Below are 15,745 nucleotides of genomic sequence, written 5' to 3'. Positions count from 1 at the left end.
GCGTCCTGCTCGGCCGCACCGACCCCCTCGACCCGATTGCCGTACAGCGCGTTGAACGTCGTGCACCCCAGCGACGACGCGAACTCGATCGCCACCGGCACGTTCGCCCGGAACCTCTCCGACTCCGTCCCCGGCACCGACAACGCGCCACGGTCCGGACCCGGCAACTGCCCGGCGTAGAAGTTCAACCCCGTCAACTGCGTCCCCGCATCACGCAACGCATCACGCAACGCATCCAGCTCGGCCCGCTCCGGGGTCGGGGCATCCACCCACGGCCACCACAGCTCCACCGCCGTGAAGCCCGCCGCCCGCGCGGCCGCAGGCCGCTCCAACAACGAAAGCTCGGTGAACAGGATCGACAGATTGACGTTGAAGCGCGTGTCCGTGAAACCCATAGGTCCCGGCGCTCCTTCCGGATAGCGGAACTTACTTTCTGCGTAATGGAACACTGCCGGGCGGGCGGGGAAACTGTCAAGAGGGGCCGTGGGCAATTTCTGGTCGGCGGCGCGCAGCCCGCGTAGGTTGAGCGGGTGCGATTGAGAGTGGAGTTCACGACGGAGCCGTTCGACCTGGACGAGGCGCCAGCCCATGCCGTGGTGGCGCGGGAGATCGTCACCGGGGCCGAGCTGGACGCGGTCGACGTGGGGCCCTTCGGAAACACCGCCGAGGGGGACGCCGACCGGGTGCTGAACGCGGTCGACGCCCTGCTGCGGCGGTCCCTGGCGGCCGGGGCCACCCGGGTCTCGCTTCAGGTCAACGTGGTCGCGGACGGCCGCCGGGGCGGCGCCGCGGACGGCGAGGGGGACGCGACGTGACCGAGCCTGCCGACCACCCCTTCGTCCGGGCGGTCAAACCGCTGGTGGACGCCATGGGCGGCCAGATGGTCCCGCCTGACCAGGCGCAGGGCGACGACGTCGTCCTGGCCTGGGAAGACCAGGACCGGGTGGCCGTCCGGCTCCCGCACCTGTCGGAGTCGCTCGATCACATCCTCGCCGAGCTCCAGCGCCGGCACGGCGTGCCGCTCGCCGAGCTGGACCGCAAGACCAAGCAGTCGGTGGTGCGGATATTGGAGAGCCGCGGCGCCTTCTCCGTCCGACATGGGGTGGAGACGGTCGCCGGGGCTCTCGGCGTCAGCCGCTTCACCGTTTACAACTACCTGAACAGGGAAAGCGCCGCGAAGGACGCCGACTGAGGCGAATGGGGCGCAACTCCCCGTCAACGGCCCGAGCCGCCGTCCGGAAACCCCGGGCGGCGGCTTTTGTGTTGCCGACTTTTCAACAAAGTGTTGACGTGATGTTGCCGGAGGTCTTAGCTGTTTCCAGCCAACCAGAGCTGTCCAGCACCAGGCCACGGAGGCTTCCCGTGTCTTCGAGTACGCCCCAAGGGCTTATCCGGTTCAACACCGCCGACGCCAGCGAGGCTCAGGCCGCCCTGCACGAGGTGTGTGCCAGCCGGGCTTGGGGGAGCAAGATCCTTGCCCAGCGCCCCTACGCCACCACCGACGCCCTGTTCACCGCCAGTGACGCCGCCACGACGGAGCTGTCCGCGGACGACCTGGCCGAGGCGATGGCCGGGCACCCGCCCATCGGCCGGCCCAAGCCGGGCGACCCCACCTCGAACCGCGAGCAGAGCGGGATGGCCGGCGCCTCCGACGACCTCAAGTCGGAGATGCTCGAACTGAACCTGGCCTACCAGGAGAAGTTCGGGCACGTCTTCCTGATCTGTGCCTCCGGTCGCACCGGTGAGCAGATGCGCGATGCGGTCCGTAACCGGATCGACAACACGCCGGAACAGGAACGCGAGATCGTCCGTGTTGAGCTCGGCAAGATCAATCGCATCCGCCTGACCCGCATCGCAGAAGGAGATCCATCATGAGCAGCGAGACGGCTGCACCGACGTCGGTGTCCACGCACATCCTGGACACCAGCGTGGGCCGCCCCGCGGAGGGCGTCGCCCTCACGCTCTCGGTGCGCTCCGACAGCGGCGGTGCATGGACTGCCCACGGCGCCGGCAAGACCGACGCCGACGGGCGCTGCAAGGACCTCCCGGCACTGCCGGAGGGCACCACCCACGTACGCATCGACTTCGCGACCGAGGCGTACTTCGTTTCCGACCAGCACAGCGTTTCCAACCAGCAAGCCGAGGAACAGCAGGACGCCCCCGCGCTACGGGACAGCGGAGCTTTCTTCCCGGAGGTGGCAATCACCTTTGCCGTCAAGCCGGGCGAGCACTACCACGTACCGCTGCTGCTCAACCCGTTCGGCTACTCCGTATACCGAGGGAGCTAGCACCGACATGCCCACGATTCTCGGCCAGAACCAGTACGGCAAGGCGGAAAACCGCGTCGTCAAGATCACCCGTGACGGCGCCACGCACCACATCAAGGACCTCAACGTCTCGGTCGCACTCTCCGGCGACCTGGAAGAGGTCCACCTCTCCGGCTCGAACGCCAACTGCCTGCCCACCGACACGACCAAGAACACCGTGTACGCCTTCGCCAAGGAGTACGGGATCGAGTCGGCCGAGCAGTTCGGCATCCACCTGGCCCGGCACTTCGTGACCAGCCAGGAGCCGATCAAGCGGGCCCGCATCCGGATCGAGGAATACGCCTGGGAGCGTATCGAGACCGCGGACGGCAACTCCCGTTTCATCGGGGCCGAGGAGGTCAAGCACTCCTTCGTCCGTAAGGGGCAGGAGACCCGCCTGACCGAGATCACCTACGACGGTGAGAACTGGCAGGTCATCTCCGGCCTGAAGGACCTCGTCGTGATGAACTCCACCAACTCGGAGTTCTGGGGGTACATCAAGGACAAGTACACGACCCTGAAGGAAGCGTACGACCGCATCCTGGCCACCCAGGTGGCCAGCCAGTGGCGCTTCAACTGGACCTCCGACGAGCAGCGGATGCCCAACTGGGAGCGTTCGTACGAGCAGGTCAAGAAGCACATGCTGCAGGCCTTCGCCGAGACCTACAGCCTGTCGCTGCAGCAGACCCTGTACCAAATGGGTTCGCGCATCATCAACAACAGGTCCGAGGTGGACGAGATCCGCTTCTCGCTCCCGAACAAGCACCACTTCCTCGTGGACCTGGAGCCCTTCGGGCTCAAGAACGACAACGAGGTCTACTACGCGGCGGACCGCCCGTACGGCCTGATCGAAGCCACTGTTCTGCGCGACGGCGTCGAAGCCCGGATCCCGATGGATCTGACGAACCTCTAGCGGCTCGACGCAACGCCGTGCCTCGCGTCCCCTCCCCACCCCGCAGCGGGGAGGGGACGCGATTTCCGAGGGGATCGACCCATGGCACAGCAAGAGCAAGCCCCGCACCACCCTGCCCCACCGGTTCACCCGGTGGATGAGAAGCCGGCCGTCAAGCGGCTCGTTCCCGCCGCGCTCCAACACATCGCAGCGATGTACGCCGGCGTCGTCACCCCTCCGCTCATCATCGGCCAGGCCGTCGGCCTGGACACCGCGGGCCGGACCCGGCTCATCGCCGCCAGCCTGCTCATCGCCGGTCTCGCAACGCTGCTGCAGACGCTCGGCATCCGCAATTTCGTCGGCAACCGCCTCCCGTTCGTCAACGCCGCCAGCTCCGCCGGCATCACGCCGATGCTCGCCATCGCCGAGACGACCGCCAAGGGACACCAACTCCCCGCCATCTACGGGGCGGTCATGTGTGCCGGCGTCTTCTGTCTGGCGATCGGACCGTTCTTCGGCAAGCTCCTACGGTTCTTCCCGCCGTTGGTCACCGGCGTCGTGATCACCCTCATCGGGGTCACCCTGATGCCCGTACCGGTCGGGTGGGCACAGGGCGGCGACAAGCAGGCCGCCGACTTCGGCTCCATGAAGAACCTCGCGCTGGCCGGCTTCACGCTCCTGGTGGTGCTGCTCATCCAGCGCTTCACCAAGGGCTTCGTCAAGCAGATCGCGCTGCTGATCGGCCTGGTCGTCGGCACGCTCGCCGCGATCCCGTTCGGGATGGCGAGCTTCGAGGGCCTGCGCTCGGCCCCGATCGCCGCCCTGCCCACGCCGTTCTCCTTCGGCCCGCCCGAGTTCCAGCCCGCCGCGATCCTCTCGTTGTGCATCGTGATGCTGGTGCTGATGACGGAGTCGTCGGCCGGGATGCTCGCCCTCGGCGAGATCTGCGAACGCAAGACCACCGGCGCCACCATCACGCGCGGTCTGCGCACCGATGGCATCGCCACCCTCCTCGGTCCCCTCTTCGGTGGCCTGCCGACCAGCGCCTTCGCGCAGAACGTCGGTGTGGTCTCGCTGACCCGGGTCCGTTCCCGCTACGTCGTCGCGCTGGCCGGCGCGGTGCTGCTGGTCCTCGGTGCCTTCCCCGTCCTGGGCGCCATGGTCTCGCTCGTACCGATGCCGGTCCTCGGTGGCGCGGGTATCGTCCTGTTCGGATCGATCGCGGTCAGTGGCATCCGCACGCTCTCCGAAGCGGGACTCGATGACAGCTCCAACATCATCCTGGTGGCCGTGTCGCTCGGCGCGGGGATCATCCCGCTCGCCGCGCCGACCTTCTACTCCGGGTTCCCCGCTTGGGCGCAGACCGTGCTCGGCTCCGGGATCAGCGCCGGTGCCCTGGTTGCGGTCACGCTCAACCTCTTCTTCCACCATCTCGGCACCCGGAGCAGCTCACGGGCGGCGGTACTGTCAGCCGTCTCGCCCGGCTCCGGCACTCAAATCCCGTAGGGCCATGCCGTGCCCAAACCGCCACGAAAGCACGAGGAAAGCACCATGGCAGCATCGGCAGCCCCTGACAGCGCGGTGAAGCAGCGCATCGTCATCGAGAACTGCGCCATCGCGACCGTTGACGCCCAGGACACCGAGTACGCCAGTGGATACGTCGTCGTCGCCGACAACGTCATCGAGGCACTGGGTGCGGGCAAGGCTCCGGAGAACCTGGAGAACGTGGTCCGTCGCATCGACGGCACCGGTCACCTGGTCACTCCCGGACTGATCAACACGCATCACCACTTCTACCAGTGGATCACCCGCGGTCTGGCCACCGACCACAACCTCTTCAACTGGCTGGTGGCGCTGTACCCGACGTGGGCCCGGATCGACGCGGCGATGCTGACCGCGGCCACCCACGGCTCGCTCGGCATGATGGTCAAGGGCGGCGTCACCACCGCCTCCGACCACCACTACGTCTTCCCCCAGGGTTCCGGGGACCTCGTGGGCGCCGAGCTGGCCGCGGTCGCCGACATCGGCGCCCGGATCACCCTGGCCCGCGGTTCGATGGACCGCAGCGAGAAGGACGGCGGCCTGCCCCCGGACTTCGCCGTCGAGACCACCGAGGGCGCCCTCATCGGCACCGAGGAGGCCATCGACAAGCACCACGACGCCTCCTTCGGCTCGATGGTGCACATCGCCGCGGCCCCCTGTTCGCCGTTCTCCATCTCCACCGAACTCCTCCGGGAGGGCGCCGCGCTCGCCCGCCGCAAGGGCGTGCGCATGCACACCCACGGCTCGGAGACCGTGGAGGAGGAGAAGTTCTGCCACGAGCTGTTCGGGATGGGCCCGACCGACTACTTCGAGTCCACCGGCTGGCTCGGCGAGGACGTGTGGATGGCGCACTGCGTCCACATGAACGACTCCGACATCGCCGCCTTCGCCCGCACGAAGACCGGCGTGGCGCACTGCCCGTCCTCCAACGCCCGTCTGGCCGCCGGCATCGCCCGCGTACCGGACATGCTCGCGGCCGGCGTCCCGGTCGGCCTCGGCGTGGACGGCACCGCCTCCAACGAGTCCGGCGAACTCCACACCGAGCTGCGCAACGCGCTGCTCATCAACCGACTCGGCGCCCACCGCGAGGCCGCCCTCAACGCCCGCAAGGCGCTGCGGCTCGGCACCTACGGTGGCGCCCAGGTCCTCGGTCGGACCAGCGAGATCGGCTCCCTGGAGCCGGGCAAGCTCGCCGACCTGGTCCTGTGGAAGCTGGACGGCCTGGGCCACTCCTCGATCGCCGACCCGGTCACCGCGCTGGTCTTCGGGCCGGCCGCCCCGGTCACGCTGTCGCTCGTCGACGGCAAGCCGGTGGTCGAGGACAACCACCTCACGAACATCGACGAGGACGCCATCGCCCGCTCCACGCGGGCCGAGGCCCAGCGTCTGGCGCGCATCGCCTCCGAGGGCTGATCCTCCCGGGCGCGATGCACCCCGAGACTCGGCCGGGAGGGACGGCTCCCGGCTGAGCTTGCGGACCCGAGCGGGGCCCGCAAGCGCCGTCACCCGGGGGTGCGGAGAGATCCGCACCCCCGGGGCCGGTCGCACCCACACACCTGCCGCCCATGCGCCACAAGCGCGGCCATCTGCACGCTCACCAGCGCGACTTCTGGCACACCAGCACCACATGGCACGCCCTCCGTGACAGGCTCGTTCCGTCGGCTTCCGGCGGAGCAGAAATCGACAGGAGGCCCGCAGTGGCCGCACCTACCGGGCAGAAGTCAGAGGAGGACCGGAAGCATCCGGTCGACGAAGTCCTCCCGCCCTTCAAAATGTTCACCAGCGGACTACAGCACGTGGCCGCTATGTACGCGGGCGTGGTCGCCCCGCCGATGATCGTGGGACCCGCCTGCGGGCTCAGTCCCACCGAGACAGCGTTCCTGGTGGGGGCCAGCCTCTTCACCGCCGGTCTCGCCACCCTGCTCCAGACCCTGGGGTTCTGGAAGGTCGGAGCCAAGCTCCCCTTCGTCAACGGCGTCTCCTTCGCCGGTGTCACCCCCATCGTCGCCATCGCCAAGGAACACAGTCCGCACGACGCCCTGCCGGTCATCTTCGGCGCGGTCATCGTCGCCGGAGTGCTGGGCTTCCTCCTGGCCCCCTACTTCTCCAAACTCGTCCGGTTCTTCCCGCCGGTGGTCACCGGCACCGTGATCACCCTGATCGGCGTCTCGCTGCTCCCGGTCGCCTTCAACTGGTCCCAGGGCGGCAACGCACAAGCCGCGAACTACGGATCGTTGAAGAACATCGGGATGGCCGCGGTCACCTTCCTGATCGTGCTGGTGCTGCGCCGGGTGCTGCGCGGCTTCCTCCAGCAGATCGCCATCCTGCTCGGTCTGATCGCCGGCACGCTGATCGCGATACCCGTCGGGATCACGGACTTCTCGGTGATCACCAAGGCGAACGTCATCGGTTTCCCGACGCCGTTCCACTTCGGCGCGCCGCAGTTCGACGTCGCCGCGATCGTCTCGATGTGCATCGTGATGCTGGTCTGCATGACCGAGTCCACGGCGGACATGCTCGCCCTCGGCAAGATCGTGAACCGCCCGGCGGACGAACGCACCATCGAGGGCGGCCTGCGCGCCGACACCCTCGGCAGCGCCATCAGCCCGCTGTTCAACGGCTTCGCCAACAGCGCCTTCGCGCAGAACATCGGTCTGGTCGCGATGACCAAGGTCCGCAGCCGCTTCGTGGTGGCCACCAGTGGCGGGATCCTGATCGTGCTCGGCCTGTGCCCGGTCGCGGCCTCGATCATCTCCCTGGTCCCGCTGCCCGTCCTGGGCGGTGCCGGTATCGTCCTGTTCGGCTCGGTCGCCGCCAGCGGCGTGCAGACGCTGGCCACCGCCGCCATGGAGAAGGGGGAGAACTCGCTGATCGTCGCCGCCGCCCTCGGCATCGGGCTGATCCCGATCGCGGCGCCGGAGTTCTACCACAACTTCCCCAAGGACATGCTGGTCGTCCTGGACTCCGGGATCAGCACCGGTTGCCTGGTCGCCATCGTCCTCAACGTCGTCTTCAACCACTTCGGTCGGAGGAACGGCGACGCCGACGCGGCCGATCCGGCCCCCGACCCGCACGCCCTGGAGGACGTCCCGGACATCCCGCAGCAGCCCGACCGCGGCCGCATGGACGACGGTGAGACCGCCGCCTCGCCCGCCCACTGAGGTCCGCTCGGCCGCGCTGAGCACCGCTGAGCACCACCGAGTACCGAGTTGAGGCCCGCTGAGGGCCTGCCCCACCGCCAACGGCCCGTACGGAATCGGCAACTGCCGTCTCCTTACGGGCCGTTGGGGTGTGCGCGGGACTCAGCCGATGTGGTAGTCGTCCCCGTAGACCTTCCAGGCGAGCGGGGTGTGCAGGTCGAGGTTCCCCTGCTTCAGGAAGACCCGCTGTTCGGTGTCCACCCGGCTGGTGTCGCTGTGCGCCTCCTCCTGCTTCATCGCCCAGACCCGGGCGTCGAGGAAGGCGTTGAGGTAGGTCTTCTCGTCGCCGCCCTGGGCCGGCGGCTTGGCCTTCGTCAGCGCCCGCTTGCGGATGCCGGAGAAGCTGGTCTTGTCGTCGCCGTCCCCGTGCATCACGATCGCGTCGTAGTACGCGAACTGCCCCAGGACGCCGATCCCGTCGGCCTTGCCCTGCTTGACCGCGGGGTTGAAGTACACCCGGTCCCGCTCGTCGTCCTGCGCCTTGCGGAAGTCGGGGTCCTTGGCGGCCTTGCGCCAGTCCTTGGGGTAGTTCGGGTCCAGGCCCGCGTGGGAGTCGCTGCCGTCGACCTTGCGCAGCGCCGGCAGGTACGCGGCCAGGACGTTGTCCGGCTTGCGCTTGGTGTAGAGCTCGACCAGTTCCAGCATGTCGTGCGTGCCGGAGGTGAAGCCGATGATGCCGCCGGTGTAGCCGCGGCCGTCGCCGATGTCCTCGATGTACTGGTACTGGGCCTTCCAGTCCAGCGAGGAGTTCTCCGCGCTGGACACCAGCTGCATGGCGATCTCCTTCTTCGCCGGGTCGTCGAGTCCGACGGCGGCCCGCGCGGCGTGCGCGGCGGCGTGCGCCGGGGGCGCCGCCCGGTGGGTCGGTGCGGTCGTCGTGGCGGCGACCGCGGTCGCGGGGACGGCGAGCAGGGCCAGGCCGAGCGTGACGCGGGTGGCGGTCCTGGCTATCGATCGGGAGCGCATGGAGTCCTCCTGTCCGGAGTGGGCCGTGGGGGGTTCCCCAATCGTTAGGAAGCTTTCCTACCAGACTCCGGAGGTGCCGTACAGCCGTCCTGCGCCCCAACGTGACGCGGTACGGCGGGAGTTGGTCGGCGGCGGTCGATCCGGGGTGGTCAGCGCGCGGGGTGCCCTGTCGGCGCACCCAGGAGCCCGCCCACCAGGGCGCACATCTCCTCCAGCGGGTCGAACGGCCCCTCCGGAAGGGCGAGTTGGCGCAGCACCACCCCGTCCAGGTGGTCGACCAGGATCCGGCCGTGCCGCTCCGGCGTCGCGGACCCCAGGCGGCGCACCCACTCCGTGCTGCGCTCCAGCAGCGCCTGGCGCCCCCGTCCGAGCCGGGTCCGCAACCCCGGGCGCGCGGCGGACTCCAGGGCCAGGGCGAGTCGCGCGGCCGTGCGGGAACGGCCCGGGCCCGCGGCGTGCCGCGCGAACGCCGCAAGCGCCGCGGCCACTTCGCCGGGGCCGGTCGGTGCGGGCTCCCCGGCGAGCGTCGCCCAGTGCTGCCGTTCCAGGGTCAGCAGGTGCTCGGCGATGCCCTCGACGAGGGCGGTGCGGGTGCGGAAGTAGTTGGAGGTGGTGCCGGCCGGTACGCGGGCGGCCCGGTCCACTGCCGTGTGCGTCAGTCGTCGCGCCCCTTCGGTGCCCAGGACCTCGACCGCCGCGTCCAGCACCTGCTCCCGTCGCCGCGCCACCGTTCCACCCACCCGCCCTTACCGCTCTGTTACTACGCCCATAGTAGAGCGAATCCCCTGGTGGACGGGCGAGCCGGAGCGGTGCCCACGTCGCGGCGCGGACGTCCACGAGACGCCCGATATGCTGCATTTCGATACGGAAACTGACAGTTATTCAACGTGCGTGCCCGTGCAGCCGGGTGCCACAGAGAGGGGGCCTGCGGTGCCCCACGAAGTCAACGCGTCCGCGCTGGAGTCCACCGTCGACGCCCTGATGGACGACGTCTGCGCCGACCTCAAGCGGTTGGCCGCCATCCCCTCCATCGCCTTCCCCGGGTTCTCGCCCGAACCCGTCCTGCGGGCCCGGGACGTCGTCGTCGAACTGCTGCGGGCCGCCGGGGTGCGCGACATCGGCGAACTGAACCTGCCCGACACCGCCCCGGTCGTCACCGCCACCGTCCCCCCGCCCACCCCGGACGCCCCGACCGTCCTGCTCTACGCGCACTACGACGTCCAGCCGCCCGGCGACGAACGCCCCTGGGAATCACCGCCGTTCGAGCCCACGGAGATCGAGGGCGGCCTCCGCGCCCGGGGGGTCGCCGACTGCAAGGCCAACCTGATGGTCCACATCGGCGCCCTGCGGGCCTTCGGCGGGCGGCCACCCGTCGGCATCAAGATCGTCTTCGAGGGGCAGGAGGAGTACGGCAGCGCCTTCGACGCCTATCCGCCCACCGACCCGGCCGCGTTCGCCTGCGACGCGATGGTCATCGCGGACACCGGCAACATCCGCCCCGGCACCCCCACCCTCACCACCGCGCTCCGCGGCAGCGGCGACGTCCTCGTCGAGGTCCGCACGCTCGACGCCGGCCTCCACAGCGGCGAGTACGGCGGCGCCGCCCCCGACGCGCTGCTCGTCCTGATCAAGGCGCTGGCCACCCTGCACGACGTCCACGGGGACGTCGCGGTCGAGGGGCTGCGGCGCGAACCGTGGGGCGGCCCGGCGCTCACCGAGGAGGAGTTCCGGGACCTGGTCGGGGTGTCCCGGGGCATGCCGCTCCTCGGGTCCGGCGGGCTCGGCGAACGCCTGTGGAGCGGCCCGGCGCTCACCGTCGTCGGCCTGGACGCGCCCTCCGTCGACCACGGTGCCGCCGCCGTCGTCCCGCACGCCCGCGCCAAGCTCAACCTCCGCGTGCACCCCCGGCAGAACCCCCGGGAGGCCCAGGACGCCCTCGTCCGCCACCTGCGCCGCCTGCGTCCCTTCGGCATCCCCCTCACCGTCACCCCCGGCGACACCGGCCCCGGTTACGAGGCCGCCACCGACGGACCGGCCTACCGAGCGGCCCGTTCCGCGCTCCACCGCGCCTGGGGCGCCGAACCCGTCCACGCGGCGTCCGGCGGCTCCATCCCGCTGGTCAACGGGCTGGCCGCGGCGGCGCCACGGGCCGAGGTGCTGCTCTTCGGCGCCGAGGACAACCTGTGCCGACTGCACGGCCCCAACGAGCGGGTCCTCTACTCCGAACTCCGCGGGGCGCTGCTCGCCGAGGCCCTGTTCTTCGCGGAGTACGCCGCCGCGTACCGTCGGTCCGGAGGCGCCGGATGACACCGGGCGCCGGGAACGACGCACCACCCGCACCCCCGGCGCCGCCGTCCGACGCCCCGGAGACCGGCGGGGGGCGCCGCTTCACCTTCCCCAGCGCCCTCACCGTCCTCGCCCTCGTCACGGTCGCCGTCTGGGCGCTGGCCTTCGTGCTGCCCGCCGGCACCTACGTCCGCAACGCCGCCGGTCGGCCGGTCCAGGGCTCCTACCACCGCACGCCGTCCGGCCGGACCTTCCCCGAGCGGCTCGGGGACCTCTTCCTCTCGCCGGTCAACGGCCTCTACGGCATCAAGGACGCCAAGACCGGCCTGGTGGGACCGGACCTCACCGGTGCGCTGTACGGCAGCGCCGGCGTCTTCCTCTTCGTCCTCGCCATCGGCGCGTTCATCACCGTGGTCTTCGCCACCGGCGCCCTGGACCGCGGGATCGGCCGGCTCGCCCACCGCCTGCGCGACCGCGGCGCGCTCCTCATCGCCGGGGTGATGGCGGTCTTCTCGCTGCTCGGCACCGTCGAGGGGTTCGCCGAGGAGACCCTGGGCTTCTACGGACTGATCGTCCCGCTGATGCTGGCCCTCGGCTTCGACCGGTTGGTGGCCACCGGCACGATCATTCTCGGCGCCGGCATCGGGGTGCTGTGCTCCACCGTCAACCCGTTCGCCACCGGGGTCGCCTCCTCGGCCGCCGAGGTCTCGCTCGGCGACGGCATCGCGCTGCGCGTCGCGATGTGGCTGGTGCTGACCGCCGTCACCACCGCCTACGTCATCCGCTACGCGCGCCGGGTCCGCGCCGACCCCGACCGCTCGCTGTGCGGCTTCCTGGCCGGTGACCGCGAGCACGCCCAGACGGGCCCGGACGCCGCCGAGCCGCCGCCGTTGACCCGGCTGCACACGACGGTCCTCGTCACCGTCGCGCTGCTCTTCGCGTTCATGATCTTCTCGGTGATCCCGTGGTCCAGCGCCCTCACCGGCCGCGCCGACGCCACGCCCTACGCCTGGGAACTCGACTGGTCCTTCCCGCAGTTGGCGGCGATGTTCCTCCTCGGCGCGGTGCTGGTGGGGCTGTTGGCGCGGATGGGGGAGCCGCGGCTCAGTGCCACCTTCGTCCAGGGCGCCGCCGACTTCCTCTCGCCCGCGCTGGTCATCGTCCTCGCCCGCGGCGTCACCGTCATCATGAACAACGCCAGGGTCACCGACACCGTGCTGCACTCCATCGAGGGCGTGGTCTCGGGCACCCCCTCGGCGCTCTTCGGCGTCATCGTCTTTCTGGTCAACCTGCCGCTGGCCTTCCTGATCCCCTCCACCTCGGGGCACGCCACGCTCGCCATGCCGATCCTGGCGCCGCTCGCCGACTTCGCCGGCGTGACCCGCCCGGTCGTCGTCACCGCCTGGCAGGCCGCCAGCGGGTGGATGAATCTCTGGGTGCCCACCACCGCCGTCATCATGGGCGGCGTCTCGCTCGCCAAGGTCGGCTACGACACCTACCTGCGCTTCGTCGCCCCGCTGCTCGCGCTGCTGTCCGTCCTGATCTGCGCGTTCGTGGCGCTCGGGGCGGTGGTCACCTAGCGTGCGTGCGCGCGGTCGCCCGGCGCCTCGCCGCAGCGGCCGGTCGCGCCCGCGGCCCTGCTGCGTTAACCCGTTGCCGCGCAACCGAAGGGCCGGTTAGATTCTGCCGACCGTCCGCGCTCTCGCGGACCGACCCCGTCGACGAGGAGGTGTGGAGCACATGCGCACGAGTGCCCCTCAGCCCGGCCCGCACACCGACCCTCGCCACCTCCTCACGACGGAGACACCTTGTCGCTTCGCCTCACCGCACTGACCGATCCCGCGCCCGGGCCGCACGGCCGGCGCCTCGCATGGCTGGCGTCCGACGCGGACTCCCATCCGGTCGGGACGGCCTTCCTGCGCCTGTTCACCGATCCCGGACGGGAGCACCTGGCCGAACTCGCCCTCCACGTCCACCCCGTGGAGCGACGCAGGCGCGTCGGTTCCCGACTGCTCGACGCCGCCGTCGCCACCGCCCGGGACCACGACCGACGCCGCGTCATCGCCCGGGCCGAGGCCGGTTCGCCCGGCGACCGCTTCCTGGCGGCGCGCGGTTTCCGCACGGTCCTCACCATGCGGTACACCCGCCTGCCGCTGGCCGACGTGGACGCCGGCGCCCTCGACCGGATCGTCGAGCGTCCGCATCCCGGCTACCGGCTGTTCTCGTGGCGGGGAACGGTCCCCGACCACCTCGCCCAGACGTTCGTCGCGGCGCGGCACGCCATGGACGACATGCCCATGGGCGACACCGACCACGCCACCGTGACCTGGGACGAGGACCGGGTCCGGGCCGCGGCGCAGGCCGTCGAAGCGCGCGGTGACCACCTGTACACCGTCGTCGCCGTCGACACCCGCGACGGCTCGGTCGCCGGGTTCACCGAACTCGTCGTCCCCGGCAGCGGCACCGGCGACGGCCAGCACTACGGCACCGGCGTGCTGCCGGCGCACCGTGGACACGGCCTCGGGCGATGGATGAAGGCCGCGTCGATCCGACAGGCCCTGGCGGACCATCCGGACCTCGCCGGCCTCCTGACCGACACCGCCGTCGGCAACGCGCCCATGAGACGGATCAACGACGCCCTCGGCTACGTACCGACGCACCTGACGCACCAGCACCAACTGGAGCTCTAGCGGCGGACGGACGGGCCGGATCCGGCCCGCACTGCATCCGGATCCGCCCGTCGACGCCTTCGCCGTGCGCGCGCGCATCGGCCGCCGACAGCACGAAGGGCCCGCGCACACCACGGAGCGGTGGGGTGCGCGGGCCCTCGGGTCCGTGCCGGACGCGTGGCCCGGACCGGAACGGATCGGACGGGATCAGACCAGGAGTTCGTACGCCGGCAGGGTGAGGAAGTCGGCGTAGTCGGCGTCCAGGGAGACCTTCAGCAGGAGGTCGTGGGCCTGCTGCCACTTGCCGCCGGTGAAGGCTTCGTCGCCCACCTCGGCGCGGATGGCGGCCAGTTCCTCGGCGGCGATCTTGCGGACCAGGTCGGCGGTGACCTTGGTGCCGGCGTGGCCCTCCTCCGCGAAGACGACGCCCGCGTCGACCCACTGCCAGATCTGGGAGCGGGAGATCTCCGCGGTGGCGGCGTCCTCCATCAGGCCGAAGATGGCGACCGCGCCGAGGCCGCGCAGCCACGCCTCGATGTAGCGGGTGCCGACCTGGACCGCGTCGACCAGGCCCTGGTAGGTGGGCTTGGCGTCCAGCGAGTCGATGGCGATGAGGTCGGCGGCGGCCACCGAGACGTCCTCGCGCAGGCGGTCCTTCTGGTTGGGCGCCTCGCCGAGGACCGCGTCGAAGGAGGCGCGGGCGATCGGCACCAGGTCCGGGTGGGCGACCCAGGAGCCGTCGAAGCCGTCGCCGGCCTCCCGGTCCTTGTCGTTCTTCACCTTGGCCAGGGCCCGCTCGTTGGCCTCGGGGTCCCGGCGGTTGGGGATGAAGGCCGCCATGCCGCCGATGGCGTGCGCCCCGCGCTTGTGGCAGGTGCGGACCAGGAGTTCGGTGTAGGCGCGCATGAACGGGGCAGTCATCGTCACGGCGTTGCGGTCCGGGAGGACGAACTTGGCGCCGCCGTCACGGAAGTTCTTGACGATCGAGAAGAGGTAGTCCCAGCGGCCGGCGTTCAGCCCCGAGGCGTGGTCGCGCAGCTCGTAGAGGATCTCCTCCATCTCGTACGCGGCGGTGATCGTCTCGATGAGGACCGTGGCGCGGACGGTGCCCTGCGGGATGCCGACGTAGTCCTGGGCGAAGACGAAGATCTCGTTCCAGAGGCGGGCTTCCAGGTGGGACTCGGTCTTGGGCAGGTAGAAGTACGGGCCCTTGCCGAGGTCCAGCAGACGCTGGGCGTTGTGGAAGAAGTACAGGCCGAAGTCGACCAGGGCGCCGGGGACCGGGCGGCCCTCGAACTGCAGGTGGCGCTCTTCCAGGTGCCAGCCGCGCGGGCGCATCACCACGGTGGCGAGTTCCTCGGCCGGCTTGAGGGCGTAGGACTTGCCGCTGCGGGCATCGGTGAAGTCGATCCGGCGCTCGTAGGCGTCGATCAGGTTGAGCTGGCCGTTGACGACGTTCTCCCAGGTGGGAGCGGAGGCGTCTTCGAAGTCGGCGAGCCACACCTTGGCGCCCGAGTTGAGTGCGTTGATCGTCATCTTGCGGTCGGTGGGACCGGTGATCTCCACCCGGCGGTCGTTGAGCGCGGCGGGCGCTGCGGCCACCTTCCAACTGTCGTCCGCGCGGATCTGCGCGGTTTCGGGGCGGAAGTCCAACGTACTGGTCCGGGCGATCTCGGCACGACGCTCGGCGCGGCGGGCGAGCAGCTCATCGCGGCGGGGGGTGAACCGCCGGTGCAGCTCGGCAACGAAGGCGAGCGCAGCGTCGGTGAGGACCTCGCCCTGCCGTTCCGGGGTGTGTGCGGGGTCGACTTCGACAATGGCCAGCGGGGACGGCGCTGGTGCGGACATGAGCTGTCACTCCATTCAGCGGCGGTGCCTGGCGGC

Annotated in this window: 15 protein-coding genes; 11 read left to right on the top strand and 4 right to left on the bottom strand. The window is 70.4% G+C overall.

The window, feature by feature from the left end:
* A partial coding sequence (locus ACLJT4_RS12530) for a TIM barrel protein (protein WP_411122338.1) occupies positions 1-395 on the bottom strand: 395 nt, incomplete at its 3' end.
* 135 nt (positions 396-530) lie between these two features.
* On the opposite strand from ACLJT4_RS12530, the gene ACLJT4_RS12525 reads away from it, so the two are divergent.
* The 8 genes from ACLJT4_RS12525 (at position 531) to ACLJT4_RS12490 (ending at position 7,901) form a co-directional block, all read left to right on the top strand.
* Entirely contained in the window at positions 531-815 is a 285-nt protein-coding gene (locus ACLJT4_RS12525) for a hypothetical protein (RefSeq protein WP_037636157.1), read from the top strand.
* Positions 812-1,192, top strand: coding sequence for a helix-turn-helix domain-containing protein (locus ACLJT4_RS12520; protein WP_411122337.1), 381 nt, complete (start codon positions 812-814; stop codon positions 1,190-1,192). The genes ACLJT4_RS12525 and ACLJT4_RS12520 overlap by 4 nt, the downstream gene beginning before the upstream one ends.
* 170 nt (positions 1,193-1,362) lie before the next feature.
* Positions 1,363-1,875, top strand: a complete 513-nt coding sequence (gene uraD, locus ACLJT4_RS12515) for a 2-oxo-4-hydroxy-4-carboxy-5-ureidoimidazoline decarboxylase (RefSeq protein WP_411122336.1) — start codon at positions 1,363-1,365, stop codon at positions 1,873-1,875.
* Entirely contained in the window at positions 1,872-2,288 is a 417-nt protein-coding gene (gene uraH, locus ACLJT4_RS12510; protein ID WP_411122335.1) for a hydroxyisourate hydrolase, read from the top strand. The genes uraD and uraH overlap by 4 nt, the downstream gene beginning before the upstream one ends.
* Positions 2,289-2,295: 7 nt before the next feature.
* Entirely contained in the window at positions 2,296-3,219 is a 924-nt protein-coding gene (gene pucL / locus ACLJT4_RS12505; protein WP_411122334.1) for a factor-independent urate hydroxylase, read from the top strand.
* Between the two features lie 81 nt (positions 3,220-3,300).
* The gene (locus tag ACLJT4_RS12500; RefSeq protein ID WP_411122333.1) at positions 3,301-4,704 is read left to right on the top strand and encodes a nucleobase:cation symporter-2 family protein; all 1,404 of its coding nucleotides are present in this window, start codon (positions 3,301-3,303) and stop codon (positions 4,702-4,704) included.
* Positions 4,705-4,749: 45 nt separating this feature from the next.
* Complete coding sequence (locus ACLJT4_RS12495; RefSeq protein ID WP_044377902.1) at positions 4,750-6,153, top strand: 8-oxoguanine deaminase; 1,404 nt, start codon at positions 4,750-4,752, stop codon at positions 6,151-6,153.
* Between the two features lie 284 nt (positions 6,154-6,437).
* A complete protein-coding gene (locus ACLJT4_RS12490; protein ID WP_411122332.1) occupies positions 6,438-7,901 on the top strand; it encodes a nucleobase:cation symporter-2 family protein in 1,464 nt (487 codons plus the stop codon).
* 141 nt (positions 7,902-8,042) lie between these two features.
* Here the strand turns inward: ACLJT4_RS12490 and ACLJT4_RS12485 are convergent, their stop codons facing one another.
* Entirely contained in the window at positions 8,043-8,906 is an 864-nt protein-coding gene (locus tag ACLJT4_RS12485; RefSeq protein ID WP_411122331.1) for a chitosanase, read from the bottom strand.
* A gap of 149 nt (positions 8,907-9,055) precedes the next feature.
* A complete protein-coding gene (locus tag ACLJT4_RS12480) occupies positions 9,056-9,634 on the bottom strand; it encodes a TetR/AcrR family transcriptional regulator (protein ID WP_411122330.1) in 579 nt (192 codons plus the stop codon).
* Between the two features lie 202 nt (positions 9,635-9,836).
* Here ACLJT4_RS12480 and ACLJT4_RS12475 point away from each other — a divergent pair, with 202 nt between their 5' ends.
* The 3 genes from ACLJT4_RS12475 (at position 9,837) to ACLJT4_RS12465 (ending at position 13,882) form a co-directional block, all read left to right on the top strand.
* A complete protein-coding gene (locus ACLJT4_RS12475; protein ID WP_411122329.1) occupies positions 9,837-11,213 on the top strand; it encodes a M20/M25/M40 family metallo-hydrolase in 1,377 nt (458 codons plus the stop codon).
* Complete coding sequence (locus ACLJT4_RS12470; RefSeq protein WP_411122328.1) at positions 11,210-12,772, top strand: YfcC family protein; 1,563 nt, start codon at positions 11,210-11,212, stop codon at positions 12,770-12,772. Before ACLJT4_RS12475 ends, ACLJT4_RS12470 begins: the two co-directional genes overlap by 4 nt.
* Positions 12,773-13,000: 228 nt before the next feature.
* Positions 13,001-13,882 carry a GNAT family N-acetyltransferase gene (locus ACLJT4_RS12465; RefSeq protein WP_411122327.1) on the top strand — a complete coding sequence of 294 codons (882 nt, stop codon included), beginning with the start codon at positions 13,001-13,003 and terminating at the stop codon, positions 13,880-13,882.
* Positions 13,883-14,068: 186 nt separating this feature from the next.
* Here ACLJT4_RS12465 and aceB read toward each other — a convergent pair whose 3' ends face one another.
* Positions 14,069-15,709, bottom strand: coding sequence for a malate synthase A (gene aceB / locus ACLJT4_RS12460; RefSeq protein ID WP_411122326.1), 1,641 nt, complete (start codon positions 15,707-15,709; stop codon positions 14,069-14,071).
* Positions 15,710-15,745 lie beyond the last annotated feature (36 nt).

This window comes from Streptomyces sp. x-19 (genome assembly GCF_046549115.1).
GTDB lineage: Bacteria > Actinomycetota > Actinomycetes > Streptomycetales > Streptomycetaceae > Streptomyces > Streptomyces albulus_C.
The sequence above is the reverse complement of the archived record's forward strand: the minus strand, read 5'-3'. Positions and strand labels throughout refer to the sequence as shown.